Origin of the sequence: Xanthobacter aminoxidans (assembly GCF_043193615.1) — a bacterium.
Classification (GTDB): domain Bacteria; phylum Pseudomonadota; class Alphaproteobacteria; order Rhizobiales; family Xanthobacteraceae; genus Xanthobacter; species Xanthobacter aminoxidans.
Map to the genome: position 1 here is coordinate 146,753 of NZ_JBAFUS010000002.1, position 13,769 is coordinate 160,521.

Annotated in this window: 13 protein-coding genes; 3 read left to right on the forward strand and 10 right to left on the reverse strand. The window is 68.9% G+C overall.

The window, feature by feature from the left end:
* Positions 1 to 8: 8 nt before the first annotated feature.
* Positions 9 to 998 carry a branched-chain amino acid ABC transporter permease gene (locus tag V5F74_RS09655; protein ID WP_394007675.1) on the forward strand — a complete coding sequence of 330 codons (990 nt, stop codon included), beginning with the start codon at positions 9 to 11 and terminating at the stop codon, positions 996 to 998.
* 94 nt (positions 999 to 1,092) lie between these two features.
* Here V5F74_RS09655 and V5F74_RS09660 read toward each other — a convergent pair whose 3' ends face one another.
* The 4 genes from V5F74_RS09660 to V5F74_RS09675 all read right to left on the reverse strand — a co-directional run bounded on the left by V5F74_RS09660 (position 1,093) and on the right by V5F74_RS09675 (position 4,656).
* On the reverse strand, positions 1,093 to 2,238 hold the full coding sequence (locus V5F74_RS09660; protein WP_394007677.1) for a benzoate/H(+) symporter BenE family transporter: 1,146 nt from the start codon (positions 2,236 to 2,238) through the stop codon (positions 1,093 to 1,095).
* 46 nt (positions 2,239 to 2,284) lie between these two features.
* Positions 2,285 to 3,133, reverse strand: a complete 849-nt coding sequence (locus V5F74_RS09665; RefSeq protein ID WP_394007679.1) for a penicillin-binding transpeptidase domain-containing protein — start codon at positions 3,131 to 3,133, stop codon at positions 2,285 to 2,287.
* Positions 3,133 to 3,975: a 3-methyl-2-oxobutanoate hydroxymethyltransferase gene (panB, locus tag V5F74_RS09670; protein WP_024277833.1), complete on the reverse strand. Its 843-nt coding sequence runs from the start codon at positions 3,973 to 3,975 to the stop codon at positions 3,133 to 3,135. The genes V5F74_RS09665 and panB overlap by 1 nt, the downstream gene beginning before the upstream one ends.
* 114 nt (positions 3,976 to 4,089) lie before the next feature.
* Positions 4,090 to 4,656, reverse strand: coding sequence for an NnrU family protein (locus V5F74_RS09675; RefSeq protein ID WP_024277834.1), 567 nt, complete (start codon positions 4,654 to 4,656; stop codon positions 4,090 to 4,092).
* 251 nt (positions 4,657 to 4,907) lie between these two features.
* On the opposite strand from V5F74_RS09675, the gene V5F74_RS09680 reads away from it, so the two are divergent.
* Positions 4,908 to 5,369, forward strand: coding sequence for a L,D-transpeptidase (locus V5F74_RS09680; protein WP_394007682.1), 462 nt, complete (start codon positions 4,908 to 4,910; stop codon positions 5,367 to 5,369).
* 218 nt (positions 5,370 to 5,587) lie between these two features.
* The gene (gene guaB / locus V5F74_RS09685) at positions 5,588 to 7,114 is read left to right on the forward strand and encodes an IMP dehydrogenase (RefSeq protein ID WP_024277836.1); all 1,527 of its coding nucleotides are present in this window, start codon (positions 5,588 to 5,590) and stop codon (positions 7,112 to 7,114) included.
* A 28-nt stretch (positions 7,115 to 7,142) separates the two neighbouring features.
* On the opposite strand, the gene V5F74_RS09690 is transcribed toward guaB, so the two are convergent.
* The 6 genes from V5F74_RS09690 to V5F74_RS09715 form a co-directional block, all read right to left on the reverse strand.
* Positions 7,143 to 7,601 carry an ion channel gene (locus V5F74_RS09690; RefSeq protein WP_250168145.1) on the reverse strand — a complete coding sequence of 153 codons (459 nt, stop codon included), beginning with the start codon at positions 7,599 to 7,601 and terminating at the stop codon, positions 7,143 to 7,145.
* Between the two features lie 81 nt (positions 7,602 to 7,682).
* Positions 7,683 to 7,982, reverse strand: a complete 300-nt coding sequence (locus V5F74_RS09695; RefSeq protein WP_029555160.1) for a hypothetical protein — start codon at positions 7,980 to 7,982, stop codon at positions 7,683 to 7,685.
* A 109-nt stretch (positions 7,983 to 8,091) separates the two neighbouring features.
* Entirely contained in the window at positions 8,092 to 9,618 is a 1,527-nt protein-coding gene (ppx, locus tag V5F74_RS09700) for an exopolyphosphatase (RefSeq protein WP_394007684.1), read from the reverse strand.
* Position 9,619: 1 nt separating this feature from the next.
* Positions 9,620 to 11,806, reverse strand: a complete 2,187-nt coding sequence (locus V5F74_RS09705) for an RNA degradosome polyphosphate kinase (protein ID WP_029555158.1) — start codon at positions 11,804 to 11,806, stop codon at positions 9,620 to 9,622.
* Positions 11,807 to 11,912: 106 nt separating this feature from the next.
* Positions 11,913 to 12,644 carry an HdaA/DnaA family protein gene (locus V5F74_RS09710; RefSeq protein WP_394007686.1) on the reverse strand — a complete coding sequence of 244 codons (732 nt, stop codon included), beginning with the start codon at positions 12,642 to 12,644 and terminating at the stop codon, positions 11,913 to 11,915.
* Positions 12,645 to 12,648: 4 nt separating this feature from the next.
* A complete protein-coding gene (locus V5F74_RS09715; protein ID WP_394007688.1) occupies positions 12,649 to 13,731 on the reverse strand; it encodes an AI-2E family transporter in 1,083 nt (360 codons plus the stop codon).
* Positions 13,732 to 13,769: the final 38 nt, after the last annotated feature.

Here is a 13,769-nt window from a genome sequence, read left to right on the forward strand (position 1 = left end):
GCTGCTACATGAGCTCCGCAACCCATCCTGCTTCCGCCCCCGCCACCTCCGGCGCCGGCTCCAACGTCATGCTCCTGTTCGCCGTTGCCGCGGTGGCGGTGCTGCTGGTGGCGCCCTTCGGCGTCTATCCCGTGTTCCTGATGAAGGTGATGTGCTTCGCGCTGTTCGCGTGCGCCTTCAACCTGCTCCTGGGCTACACGGGCCTCCTGTCGTTCGGCCACGCCATGTTCTTCGGCGGGTCGGCCTACATCTGTGCCCACACCACCAAGGTGCTGGGCTTCACCCCCGAGCTTGCCATTCTCTCCGGCGTCGCCTTCTCGGTGGTGCTGGGCTTCCTCGCGGGGCTGCTGTCCATCCGCCGGCAGGGCATCTACTTCGCCATGGTCACGCTGGCTCTGGCGCAGATGTTCTTCTTCTTCTGCCTGCAGGCGAAGTTCACCGGCGGCGAGGATGGCCTTCAGGCGGTGCCGCGCCGGCCGCTGTTCGGCGTTATCGACATCAGCCAGGACATCCACCTCTACTACTTCGTGCTGGCGATCTTCCTGTTCGGCTTCTTCGTCATCTACCGCACCATCCATTCGCCCTTCGGGCAGGTGCTGAAGGCGATCCGCGAGAACGAGCCGCGCGCCATCTCGCTCGGCTACCGGGCCAACCAGTACAAGCTGCTCGCCTTCGTGCTCTCGGCGGCGCTGGCGGGTCTCGCCGGCTCCACCAAGGTGCTGGTGTTCCAGCTCGCCTCGCTCACCGACGTCGCCTGGCAGATGTCGGGTGAAGTGGTGCTGATGACGCTGGTGGGCGGCATGGGCACCGTGCTCGGCCCGGTGGTTGGCGCGGCGGTGATCGTGACCATGCAGAACTATCTCGCCGGTCTCGGCGAGTGGGTGCTGGTGATCCAGGGCGTCATCTTCGTGCTCGCCGTCTCGCTGTTCCGCCGCGGCTTCGTCGGCGAGGTCATCGCGATCTGGCAGCAGATGAAGGCCCGCAAGGCCAACAGCTAGGCCGTCAGTCGCCGGCCCTGGGGCCGGCCCGACATCCTCCCACCCCGCGGGCGCCTGTCGCTCGCGGGGTTTTTCATTTCAGGGCGCGTTCCCGTCAGCGGCGGCGCACGGTATCCATCGCGAAGACCGCGAGGCCGGCGGCCAGCCCCCACACCGGGGCGCCGAGGCCGAGGGCGCTGATGCCCGACGCCGTGGTGGCGAAGGTGACGATCGCGGCGGTGCGGTCCTTGTCCACGCTAAGCGCCGCGGTGAGCGAGCCGGTGAGGGGGGCGATCAACGCCAGCCCCGCGATGGTCGCGACCAGCGCCGGCGGAAGCGCCGCGAACACCGCGACGAGGGAGGCCCCCGCCGCGGCCAGCAGCAGATAGAACAGGGCATAGACCGGCCCCGCCTTCCATCGCGCCCGCGGGTCCGGGTCGCAGTCCGGCCCCGTGCACAAGGCGGCGGTGATGGCGGCAAGATTCGAGGCATGGGCGCCGAATGGCGCGGTGAGCACCGAAGCGATGCCGGTGGTGGCGAGGATGGAGCGCACGGGAGGCACGTAGCCGCTGGCGGTGAGCACGGCGAAGCCGGGCAGGTTCTGCGACGCCATGGTCACGAGGAACAGCGGCAATGCGATGCTGAGGAGCACGCCGCCGTCGAACTGCGGCGTCACCCACACCAGCGCCGACAGCTCCGGCGCGGGCATCGGTCCCACCACGCCCAGCCCGAGGGCCGCGCCGATGCCGGCGACGAGCGCCGCCGGCACGGACCAGCTCGGCGCCAGCCGGCGGGTCAGAAAGAAGGCGGCCACGACAGGCAGCACCAGCAGCGGGCTCTTCACCGCATGTTCGGCCAGCGCCGTGACGAAGCGCACCAGCACGCCCGCCAGCATCGCCGCCGCCACCGCCACCGGAATGCGCGCCACCAGCGTGCCGAGCGGCTTCACCGCGGCGCAAGCCACCATGAGGAGCCCAGCCACCAGGAAGGCCCCCACCGCCCGCTCCATGCCGATCCCCGCCCCGAACGCGGCCAGCAGGGCCGCGCCCGGCGTGGACCAGGCGGTGATGATGGGCAGGCGGTGGCGGATGGAGAGGACCGCGCTCGATCCCGCAATCGCGAGACAGAGCGCCGCCACCCAGGACGACGCCTGCGCCGGGCTCGCGCCCACTGCCGCGGCGGCGGAGAGAATGAGGGCGAGGGTCCCGCCGAAGCCCACGAGGGCAGCGACGAAGGCCGACACGATGGCGGAGACCGGCACGCTCAACTCCTCGCGGATATCTATCGGAAGGCCTCCGCCGGCAGGCTCAGGGGGCCTGAGCCGACAGGACCGGGACGAGCGCCGCCAGCGTCTGCCGCCGCGCCACCAGTCCGAGGGATTCGGGGGAGGCCATGTCGAGGGAGGTGTAGCGCACGAACACGGCGGTGTGGCCGTCCTTCCTCGCGAAGCCCACGAACCAGCCGAACGGGCGCGACCGGTCGATGCGTCCGTCCGGGAAGCGCCCGAAGCCGGAGCCGGTCTTGCCGAAGGTGAGCCAGCCGGCAGGCTGCTCGTCGATGGCCATGATGCGGATGGTCTCGTCGACGGCGTCGGCCGAAACCGGCAGCTGGCCCTTCAGCATGCGGCGCAGGAAGTCGATCTGCTCGCGCGGGGAGATGACGAGGGAGGAGGAGATCCAGTAGCGCTTGCCGGGCTCCGCGTCGCCCTTCACCCCGCCCATGTTCTCGTTGCCGTAGGTGAAGGCCTTGAGATAGTGGGCCATCCGCTCGCCGCCAAGCTCGGCGGCCAGCACCTCGGAATACCAGACCACCGAGTTCTTCATCCAGGAGCGGGGTGTCTGCGGCCCGCGCGTCACCTCCCGTTCGAGGTCCGCGCCGGGCGGGGGCTCGTAGACAGGCTTGCTGTCGCTCTTGAGGATGCCGGCGTCGTAGCCCATCAGCGCCAGCACCACCTTGAAGGTGGAGTTGGGCGGATGCCGCGCGGCGCACAGCCCCTGCTTCGCCAGCACCCGGCCGCTGTCGAGATCGGTGACGAGCAGGCAGTCCTCGGCCGCGGCCGCCGGGCGCATCGCGAGGAGCGCCGGGGCCAGAACGAGGGACAGGGTGAGGGCGAGGCGGGCGAGGGGCGTTGCCGCCCCGGAGCGCATCCGCCCCATCAGGAGGCCTTGGCCGGCTTGTCCACCAGGCGGGGCGCGTAGGTGTGCTCCTTGGCCGGGAAGGTGCGGGCGCGCACTTCCTCGGCATAGGTCGCCACCGCCGTCTCGATGGCCGGGCCGAGGTTCGCGTACTTCTTCACGAACTTCGGCACCCGGTCGCCGAGGCCCAGCATGTCCTCAAGTACCAGGATCTGCCCGTCGCAGGCCGGCGAGCCGCCGATGCCGATGGTGGGGCAGGGGACTTCCTCGGTGATGCGGCGGGCGAGCGGCTCGGCGATGGCCTCCAGCACGATGGAGAAGGCGCCGGCCTCGGCGATGGCGCGGGCGTCGTCGAGGATGATGGACGCCTCGGCATCGTCGCGGCCGCGCGCCTTGAACGAGCCGAGTGTGTTGATGGCCTGCGGGGTGAGGCCCACATGGCCCATCACCGGCACGCCGCGATCCACCAGGAAGCGCACGGTCTCGGCCATGCGGCGCCCGCCTTCGAGCTTCACCGCGCCTGCGCCCGTCTCCTTGAGCACGCGGGCGGCGGTGTGGAAGGCTTCGGTCGGGCTCGCCTCGTAGCTGCCGAAGGGCAGGTCCACCACGATGAGCGCGCGCTGCGTGCCGCGCACCACCGCGCGGCCGTGGACGATCATCATCTCCACGGTGACGGGGACGGTGGTCTCCAGCCCGTGCATCACCATGCCGAGGCTGTCGCCGACGAGGATCAGGTCCACGTGGCGGTCGAGCAGGCGGGCGGTGTGCGCGTGGTAGGAGGTGAGCGACACGATGGGCTCGCCCCCCTTGCGGGCCTGGATCTCGGGCGCGGTGACGCGGCGGGCGTCGGCCTGAATGGACATGGCGTTCCTCTTGGCTTGGCCGCCGTCTTGGCTGCGGCCGGGGTCGTTCGCGGCTCCGGCGGGAGCCGTCCTCACCTGTGCGTTGTTCTTGTTCCCCTGCGGCGTTGGCCGCCTCTACATCACCGGCACGCCGACGACGTAGGGATGGAATAGGTAGGCGAGGGCGAGATAGAGCACCAGCCCCCCGCCCACCACCAGCGCGTCGCCGGCCCAGTTCTTCGGTGCCACCGGCACGGGCAGGTCGCGCCGCTTCAGCGAGATGCGGTCGAACACCGCCCAGGCCAGCACCGCGCCGAACAGCACGATGGAGGCGATGTCGCCATTGGCGAGCAGATGCGCCACCGCCCACGTCTTCACGCCCACCAGCATGGGGTGCTTGAGCCAGGCCTTCACATGGCTCGGCACATAGGCGGCGACGATGGAAATGGCGGCGAACAGCATCAGAAGCAGCGTGAGGTGCCGCATCCCCACCGGCGGGTTCCACACCTGCATCGGGCCGGAGGCACGCCACAGCGCATAGCCATAGGCCGTGAGCAGGAGGCCGGACGCCGCCAGCAGGGAATAGAAGCCCTTGTAGGGGCCCTCCCCCAATTGGGCGATGAGGCCGGCGCGCAGACCCCGGACAGTCGTCACCAGATGGATGCCGAGGAAGACCACGAGGCCGAGCAGCATCATCACCATGGGGCAGGTCTCCTTCAGGCGCGGACCCGAAACATCCGCCGCCGACGGGCGGACCTTAGTGGGGCTGGAGCCGGATGGAAACGGGGCAGCGAGTCCCGGCCGCCGGCATCGGCCAGATGTGCCTGCGGCAGCAACACCTTGCGCGCGGTTGCAAGCGTGGCACTATGGCTGACGGGAGGGTAACGGGCATGAGTCTACCGTTGGTTGTGCGGCCGCGTACCGGCCGGGCCGAGGCAAGGCGTCTGCCCGCGATGCGCCCGTCGCCGGCTTTCGGCAGATGGCTGGCGCCACTGCTCCTCGCGGTCTCGCTCGTTTGGACGCTGGCCTGTGCCGCGCCGGCCTCCGCCGGCACCGCGGCCGTGGTGGCGCGGATCGACCTGTCGCGGCAGACCATGACCGTGAGCGTGAACGGCATGCCGCAGTATTCCTGGCCGGTCTCCACCGCCCGCCGCGGCTATGTCACGCCCACCGGCGCCTACCGGCCCCAGCGCATGTACCGCAGCTATTTCTCGCGCAAATATTACAACTCGCCCATGCCCTACTCGATCTTCTTCAACGGGGGCTACGCCATCCACGGCAGCTACGAGGTCAGCCGCCTCGGCGCGCCGGCATCCCACGGCTGCGTGCGGCTGCACCCGTCCAATGCCGCGACGCTCTATTCCCTGGTGCAGACCTACGGGGCGGGAAACACGCTGATTCTCGTCACCCGCTGAGACGCCGCTTTTCCGGCTCCTCGTCCGGCGCATGCGTGCCCTGCGGCGAATCCCTCGCAACAGGTCTTCTATTCGTCGCGCACCCATGGTATCGGCCACTGCCAACTCGTAGCGAGGTTCTTAAGCCCCTCGGCCAGCCCACGGCTGGGTCCAGGCTCAGTCCCTCGTTCCGGCCCCGATCCAGCGGTCGCGTTCCGCGCCGCCACCAGGAGTTGGCCATGACGACCCCCAATGGGACCGCGCATTCGTCCGCAATCGACAGCCGCTCGCGCTTCCGCGAGGCGCTGACGTTCGACGATGTGCTGCTGACGCCCGGCGCCTCCGAGGTGATGCCCGGTCAGGTGGAGATCACCACCCAGCTCACCAAGACCATCAGCCTCAACATGCCGATCATTTCCGCGGCCATGGACACGGTGACCGAATCGCGGCTCGCCATCGCCATGGCGCAGGCCGGCGGTATCGGCGTCATCCACCGCAATCTCTCGCCCGAGATGCAGGCCGAGCATGTGCGGCAGGTGAAGAAATACGAATCGGGCATGGTGGTGAACCCCGTCACCATCCACCCCGACCAGACGCTCTCCGACGCACTCGATCTGATGAAGCGCTATTCCATCTCCGGCATTCCGGTGGTGGAGCGGGGCACCGGCGGCATCGCCGGCCGCCTCGTCGGCATCCTGACCAACCGTGACGTGCGCTTCGCCCGTGATCCCGCCCAGCGCGTCGCCGAGCTGATGACCAAGGACCGGCTGGTCACCGTCCGCGAGGGCCAGGTGAACCAGGACGAGGCCAAGCGCCTGCTGCACCAGTACCGCATCGAGAAGCTGCTGGTGGTGGACGCGGACGATCGCTGCGTCGGCCTCATCACGGTGAAGGACATCGAGAAGGCGGTCGCTTACCCCAGCGCCGCCAAGGACGAGCAGGGCCGCCTGCGCGTCGCCGCCGCCACCACGGTCGGCGAGGACGGCTTCGAGCGCACCGAGCGCCTGATCGACGCCGGGGTGGACCTCGTGGTGGTGGACACCGCCCACGGCCATTCGCGCAAGGTGCTGGACCAGGTTTCTCGCATCAAGAAGCTCTCCAACCGCACCCAGATCCTCGCCGGCAACATCGCAACCTCGGACGGCGCCAAGGCGCTGATCGATGCGGGCGCGGACGCGGTGAAGGTGGGCATCGGCCCCGGCTCCATCTGCACCACCCGCATCGTCGCCGGCGTCGGCGTACCCCAACTCACCGCCGTGATGGACGCGGTGGAGGCGGCCCTCGCCACCGGAACGCCTGTCGTGGCGGACGGCGGCATCAAGTTCTCCGGCGACCTCGCCAAGGCGCTGGCAGCCGGCGCGTCCGCCGCCATGGTGGGCTCGCTGCTGGCCGGCACCGATGAGAGCCCCGGCGAGGTGTTTCTGTTCCAGGGGCGCTCGTACAAGTCGTACCGCGGCATGGGCTCGGTGGGCGCCATGGCCCGCGGCTCGGCCGACCGCTACTTCCAGGCCGAGGTGCGCGACACCCTGAAGCTGGTGCCGGAAGGCATCGAGGGTCAGGTGGCCTACAAGGGCCCGGTGGGGGCCGTACTCCACCAGCTCGCCGGCGGCCTGCGGGCGGCCATGGGCTATGTGGGCGGCAGCAACCTGAAGGAGTTCCGCGAGCGCGCCCGCTTCGTGCGCATCTCCTCGGCCGGCCTGCGCGAGAGCCACGTTCACGACGTGACCATCACCCGCGAGAGCCCGAACTACCCAACCAGCGTCTGAAGCGGCCTGGGACTCGCACCGGCGCGGCTCAGCCCGTGCCGGTGTTGCCACCGCGCATCCGGACCACGAATTCCACCAGGAAGGCCGTGGACCACGCCACCATCATCGGACCGATGAGCGATTCGAAGCCGGCCACGGCCCGGAACGCCTTGGCGATGGTTACACCGTCAGGGCCGAGCGTGGTGTAGGTGGACAGGGAATAATAGATGGCATCCCGCGGGTCGCCGATTGCGTCGAGCAGCACATAGGCGGCGGCCCAGATGCAGACTTCGGCGAGATGCACGAGGCTGAGGCTGAGCACCGTCGCGCTGATGATGGCGGCCTCGACGAAGACGTGGTCGACGTAGACCTTCCCTCTGATGCGGTGCGTGAGGCGCCGACGGATGACCGTCAGCGCGATCGCGTGGGTGACGACCGTCAGCATCGCCAGCACGACGCAGGTTGCGACCACCGCCAGAACCGCGCCCGAACCGATCGCCCCATGCATGTCCCAAGCCCGCTCCCGCTTCAAAGGGAGCAGACCATATCACCAGTCAGCTGGCTGAACTCCCCCCGCAATGGCGGGTGATCAGACGTTGCGGCGAGGGTCCTTGGGCGGGGTCACGTCGATCATGCCGCTCTCGTCCGGCGTGCCGTAGGTGCGCGTCTCGCGCAGGTCGATGACCCGGAAGGAGAAGCCGCCGTCGCGCTTCATGCCGGGCGCACGCCCGGTGACGAGGGCATAGACGCCGCCGCCAATGACCAGGGCGGTGATGACGATGCCTGCCACCAGGATTAGGCCGCCCACGAGCGTGAAGAGGGCGAGTCCGACGAGACCCGCCACCACAAGGCCGGCGATGCCGCCGAAGATGTTCACGAGCTGTTTCATGACTGAAAGACTGCCGGCCAATTCAGGCAGAAATCCGTGCGGCGACGCCGGAGCACGGGCAACCTTTTCGTGACCGGGCAGGGGGCCGGGGCTGGGTGGGGACGGCGGATCAGTCCGCCGCACCCTCCTCATACTGCTCCAGCGCCGGCTCGCGGCCGATGAGGCGGGCGAGCTGGCGCAGGCGGTTCTGCACCCGCTCATTGATGAGCGGCACCAGCTGCTTCGGCACGCTCAGCGCGAGCTGGTCGCCGCGCACCTTCAGCGGCATGCGGGGTAGGATGCCGGGCATGGCGGCGGACAGCACATAGGCCACCCGCATGGTCGCGCCGAGGATGCGGGCGCGGTCCAGCATTCCGGTAGTCACAAGCTCCAGGATGCGGGTGTCGCTCTCGTCGGCGCCGAGGCCCACGTGGCGGAAATAGACCGACAGCGCCACATAGGCCCGGCCGGGATGATCGATGCCGGCGAAGGCGGCATGGGCGATCATGTTCAGGCTCTGCTCGCCGCGATAGTCGGGATGGGCGCGCCAGCCCACGTCTGCCAGCAGGCAGGCGGCGCGGCGCAGCCGGCGCTCCTCTTCCGCTTCTTCCAGCACGGGCGCCGAAGCGAAGAAGCCGTCAGTCCACGCCACCAGCTCCTCGCCGTGCAGCGGCGAGCGGGAGCGCAGGACGTTCATCTCGGCGGCGGCGATGAGCAGCGGGTCGCCCGCGCGCTCGGCTTCCGGCAGCAGCGAATAGAGCAGGCCTTCGCGCACGCCGAGCGCCGAGATGACCACCTCGGACGGACGGCCCTGCCGCACGATGTTCTCCAGCACCAGCGCGCCATAGGCCAAAAGCGGGCGGCGCGCGTCGGAGATCACGTCGATATGGGCCAGCGCCTCGGTATCGGCGCGATGGACGATGCGGGTGAAGTCCAGCGCCTCGCGGGCCGGTATCACGTAGCCGTGCATCACATGCAGCGGATAGCCCTTGGTGAACATGTGCAGGCGCGCCAGCGCCCGCCAGGTGCCGCCCACCGCATAGAAGGTACGGCCGGCGAGGCCTTCCAGAACCTGCGCTTCGGGGATGGTGTCGCGGACGATCTTCTCCGCCTTGCGTGTCGAGCGCGAGGAGCGGTCCTGCAAGGCGAGGCCGCCCAGAGGCAGGGTCACGCCCGTGCCGACGCTGCCGGCCTTCACGTCCACCAGCTCCAGCGAGCCGCCGCCCAGGTCGCCGACGATGCCGTCCGGCGCATGGACGCCGGCGACGATGCCATAGGCCGCAAGTTCCGCCTCGCGCTTGCCGGTGAGCAGCTCGATGCGGGTGCCGCAGATGGCCTCGCACTCGGCGATGAAGGCGGGACCGTTCTGCGCGTCGCGCGCGGCGGCGGTGGCGAGGGCATGGACCTCGCCCACCTGCATCGCGTCGCAGAGCGCACGGAAGCGCTTCAGCGCAGCGAAGGCGCGATCGACCGCATCCTGCGGGAGCCGGCCGGTGGAGAGGACCTCCCGGCCGAGCCCGCACAGGGCCTTCTCGTTAAAGACCGGCGTCAGGGCACGGTTGAGCCCCTCGTACACCACGAGGCGCACCGAGTTGGAGCCGATGTCGATGACGGCAACCGGCGCCCCCTGGGACAGCCGGCCGGGGGCATGCGTCAACTCAGCGCCCGCCTCCGCGGCGGACGAAGAGGCTGCGCGGCGAAGAATCCTTGAGAGACTTTCCACGTCCGGACAAGCTCGGATTTGTCATGAAATACTGATGGGCGTTGAACGGCTCCTCGCCCGGCGCCGGGACTATGCGTTCCGACGAGCCATCCGGCAAGACGCGCCAGCTTTGCTGGTTGTCGATAAGGTTCGCAACCATGATCTGGTCGAGCACCTGCTCGTGCACGGTCGGGTTGGTGATGGGGCACAGGGTCTCGACGCGGCGGTCGAGGTTGCGCGGCATCAGGTCCGCCGAGGAGATGTAGACGATGGCGTTCGGGCTCGGCAGGCCGTGGCCGCCGCCGAAGCAGTAGATGCGCGAGTGCTCCAGGAAGCGCCCGACGATGGACTTCACCCGGATGTTCTCGGAAAGCCCGGGAATACCGGGCCGGAGGCAGCAGATGCCGCGGATGACGCAATCCACCTGAACGCCGGCGGCGCTGGCGGCATAGAGCGCGTCGATGATCTCGGGATCCACCAGCGAATTGCACTTCAGCCAGATGGCCGCCGGACGGCCCGCCCGGGCAAACTCGATCTCGTCCGCGATGTGCTTCATCAGCCGCGGCTTGAGGAAGGAGGGCGACACGGCCATGGCGTCGAGTTCACCCGGCGTCGCATAGCCGGTGATGAAGTTGAAGATGCGCGCCACGTCCTGGGCGATCACCGGATCGGCGGTGAAGAAGGAGAGATCGGTGTAGATGCGCGCGGTAATGGGGTGGTAGTTGCCGGTGCCCACATGGACGTACGTGGCGAGCTGGGAGCCTTCCCGGCGCACCGCCATGGAGAGCTTGCCGTGGGTCTTCAGCTCGATGAAGCCGAACACCACCTGCACGCCGGCGCGCTCCAGGTCGCGGGCCCAGCGGATGTTGGCTTCCTCGTCGAAGCGCGCCTTCAGCTCCACCAGCGCGGTCACCGACTTGCCGGCCTCGGCCGCTTCGGCCAGTGCCTTCACGATGGGGCTGTCGGAGGAGGTGCGGTAGAGGGTCTGCTTGATGGCGACGACGTTGGGGTCGCGGGCGGCCTGACGCAGAAACTGAACCACCACGTCAAAGGATTCATAAGGGTGGTGAACCAGAATGTCCTTCTCGCGAATAGCGAGAAAGCAGTCTCCGCCGTGGTCGCGGATGCGCTCGGGAAATCGGGCGTTATAGGCCTGGAATTTCAGGTCCGGCCGGTCCACCGAGACGAGCTGTGAAAACTCGTTCAGCGCCTGCACGCCGTCCACCACGAAGATCTCGTCGTCGTTCACGCCGAGTTCGCGGGCGACGAAATTGCGCAGCTCCTCCGGCATGGCGGCGTCGGCCTCCATGCGGATCACCTCGCCGTAGCGGCGCTGCTTGAGGGCGGTCTCGAACAGGCGGACGAGGTCTTCGGCCTCTTCCTCGATTTCGAGGTCGCTGTCGCGGATGACGCGGAACACGCCCTGTCCCTTCACCGCATAGCCGGGGAAGAGGCGCGCGATGAACAGACCGATCATCTGCTCGAGCGTCATGAAACGCAGCGTGCCGGTGCCCTGGTCCGGCAGGCGAATGAAGCGGTCGACCTTGGCCGGGATGCGGATGAGCGCGTTCATGCCCCGCCCGTCCGACTGGCGCACCAGCTGGAGGGCCAGCGAGAAGCCCAGGTTGGGAATGAACGGGAAGGGGTGGGCCGGATCGATGGCGAGCGGGGTCAGGACCGGGAAGACGTGGTTGAGGAAGTGCCGCTCCAGCACCTCCATGTCCTCGGGCGTCCCGTCCCCGCCATCCACCAGCACGATGCCGGCGGCGGCAAGGTCGCGCCTGAGCTCGCGCCAGCGCGCCTGCTGGTCGGAGATCAGCTGTGCGGCGGCGGCGAGGATGGTGGTGAGCTGCTCGGAAGGGGTGAGGCCATCCGGGCTCTGGGTCTGCACGCCCTCGCGCACCTGCTCCTTCAGGCCGGCGACGCGGACCATGAAGAATTCATCGAGGTTGTTGGCGGAGATGGAGAGGAAGCGCAACTGCTCCAGCAGGGGATGATTGCGGTTCTCCGCTTCCTCCAGCACGCGGCGGTTGAAGCCGAGCCAGGAAATCTCGCGATTGATGAACCGCTGCGGCGACTGCGCGAGCGGGCTTTCCACTTCGGAGACGATTTCGGTGTCGGAGAGAGCCACAGCCTCGTTCATGCCCATTCGCTCCCGTCGCTCCCTCATGCCTCATTGGCCGAAACCGGCCGGACCATGGCCGGCTTGCATGACCACTCTATGACATTGCGCCGGCCTTGCGCGTTCCTCAATCGTCCGCGTCCGGATCGGTCCCGGCGGAGGCCTCGTCCGCCAGATCGCCGGCCGCCAGCACCTGGGCTGCCAGCGCGCGGGTCACCGGCCGCCGGGCGGCCAGCGCGGCTTGGTCGAGCGCCTCGACGATGCGCTGGGCCCCCGCCACCGAGCGCGGGATGCGCAGCAACAGATATTGCACGGTCGCCTCGTCCACCGCGAGCTGGCGGTCGGCGAACAGCTTCACCAGCACGGCCGCCAGCAGGGAATCGTCCGCCGGGGCGATCTCGAACACCGGGATGGCGCGCAGCCGGGAGGCGAGGTCGGCTGTGGCGAGGGGGAAGCCGGAGGGCGGCGTACGCGCCGTCATCAGCAGGTAGGCCTGCTGCTCACGGGCGAGATTGAGCAGGTGGAACAGGGCCGGCTCGCTGAAGGTCGCCGGGTCGAGGTCCTCTAGCACCAGCGCGTCGCGGGCGAGGGCCGCCGGCACAGCCTCGCGCACCAAGTCGCGGGCGGCCAGCGTCAGGGCGCCCGACCGCTCGGCGAAGATGGCGGCGAGGTGGCTCTTGCCCGCGCCTTCCGGGCCGACGAGGCAGGCGACACGCGACGGCCAGTCGGGAAAGGCGTCGATCAAGGCGAGCGCCGCCGCGTTGCCGGGCGCGGCGAGAAAGTCGTCGCGGCGCAGCGCCGGCTGGTTCGGCAGGTCGAGGGCAAGCTGGCGCGGCGGTTCTGCCGGGGGGCGGGGCATCGGGTCAGCGGGTCTCTGCCGGAGGATCATCGTCCGCCGCGCCCTGGTAGAGCGAGGATTGCATGTAGCGGGCGATGGCGAAGTGCACCAGAACGCCCGCCACCGCCGTCAGCGGCACAGCCAGCAGCAGGCCGACGAAGCCGAACAGGTAGCCGAAGGCGAACAGGGCAAACATCAGCCACACCGGATGCACGCCGATGCTGTCGCCCACCAGTTTCGGCGAGAGCACATAGCCCTCGATGGTCTGGCCGGCGACGAAGATGGCGAGCACGGTGCCGATCATGCTCCAGTCCGGGAAGAACTGGACGATGGCGACGCCCATGGCCAGCACGAAGCCGGTCAGCGAACCCACATAGGGGATGAAGGTGATGACCCCGGACACGATGCCGATCAGCAGGCCGAAGTTCAGCCCCACCATGGAGAGGGAGACGGCATAGAAGCCGCCGAGCAGCAGGCAGACCATGGCCTGGCCGCGCACGAAGCCGGCCACCGCGCTGTCCATGGCGAGGGCGAGGCTCCGCACCACCGGGCGGTGCGGCACGGGCACCAGCCGGTCCACCAGCCCGACCATCTCGTTCCAGTCGCACAGGATGTAGAACACAACCACCGGCGTCACCACCAGCAGAGCGAACAGCGAGATCAGCGCCTGCCCCCCGGACCAGACCGACGAGAGCAGGCTCAGCACATGGCTGACCCCCTGGGTCATCAGGTCGGAGATGGAGCGCTGCATGTCCGGCAGCCGGTCGCCGACGATGCCGCTCAGCCATTCCCGGTTCTCTTCGGTCAGAAGGCCCTGCAGGCGCGTCACGTAGGACGGCAGGCGCTGGATGAATTCGAACAGCTGGGACGACAGGATGGGCAGCGCGAGCAGGAAGAACAGCATCACCAGCAGCAGCATGATCCCCACCACCACGAGGGCGGAGAGGGTGCGGGCGACGCCGATGTGCTCGAGGCGCGCGACCACCGGATTGAGGAAGTAGGCGAGCACGATGCCCGCCACGAACGGCAGGAGGATGCCGGAAAGCAGCCACAGGACGAAGGCGGTGAGCAGCAGTGCGCCCACCCAGAAGCGGGCCTGGATGCGCACGGATGTCCCCTCCATCCCAGAATGGATCGGCACGGGCA

What these genes read in the sequence shown, in the direction of transcription:
- V5F74_RS09655 (WP_394007675.1), top strand. Translation starts at nt 9, where the DNA reads ATGAGCTCCGCAACCCATCCTGCTTCCGCCCCCGCCACCTCCGGCGCC.
- V5F74_RS09665 (WP_394007679.1), bottom strand. Translation starts at nt 3,133, where the DNA reads ATGGGGCGGATGCGCTCCGGGGCGGCAACGCCCCTCGCCCGCCTCGCC.
- panB (WP_024277833.1), bottom strand. Translation starts at nt 3,975, where the DNA reads ATGTCCATTCAGGCCGACGCCCGCCGCGTCACCGCGCCCGAGATCCAG.
- V5F74_RS09675 (WP_024277834.1), bottom strand. Translation starts at nt 4,656, where the DNA reads ATGGTGATGATGCTGCTCGGCCTCGTGGTCTTCCTCGGCATCCATCTG.
- V5F74_RS09680 (WP_394007682.1), top strand. Translation starts at nt 4,908, where the DNA reads ATGCGCCCGTCGCCGGCTTTCGGCAGATGGCTGGCGCCACTGCTCCTC.
- guaB (WP_024277836.1), top strand. Translation starts at nt 5,588, where the DNA reads ATGACGACCCCCAATGGGACCGCGCATTCGTCCGCAATCGACAGCCGC.
- V5F74_RS09690 (WP_250168145.1), bottom strand. Translation starts at nt 7,601, where the DNA reads ATGCATGGGGCGATCGGTTCGGGCGCGGTTCTGGCGGTGGTCGCAACC.
- V5F74_RS09695 (WP_029555160.1), bottom strand. Translation starts at nt 7,982, where the DNA reads ATGAAACAGCTCGTGAACATCTTCGGCGGCATCGCCGGCCTTGTGGTG.
- V5F74_RS09705 (WP_029555158.1), bottom strand. Translation starts at nt 11,806, where the DNA reads ATGAACGAGGCTGTGGCTCTCTCCGACACCGAAATCGTCTCCGAAGTG.
- V5F74_RS09710 (WP_394007686.1), bottom strand. Translation starts at nt 12,644, where the DNA reads ATGCCCCGCCCCCCGGCAGAACCGCCGCGCCAGCTTGCCCTCGACCTG.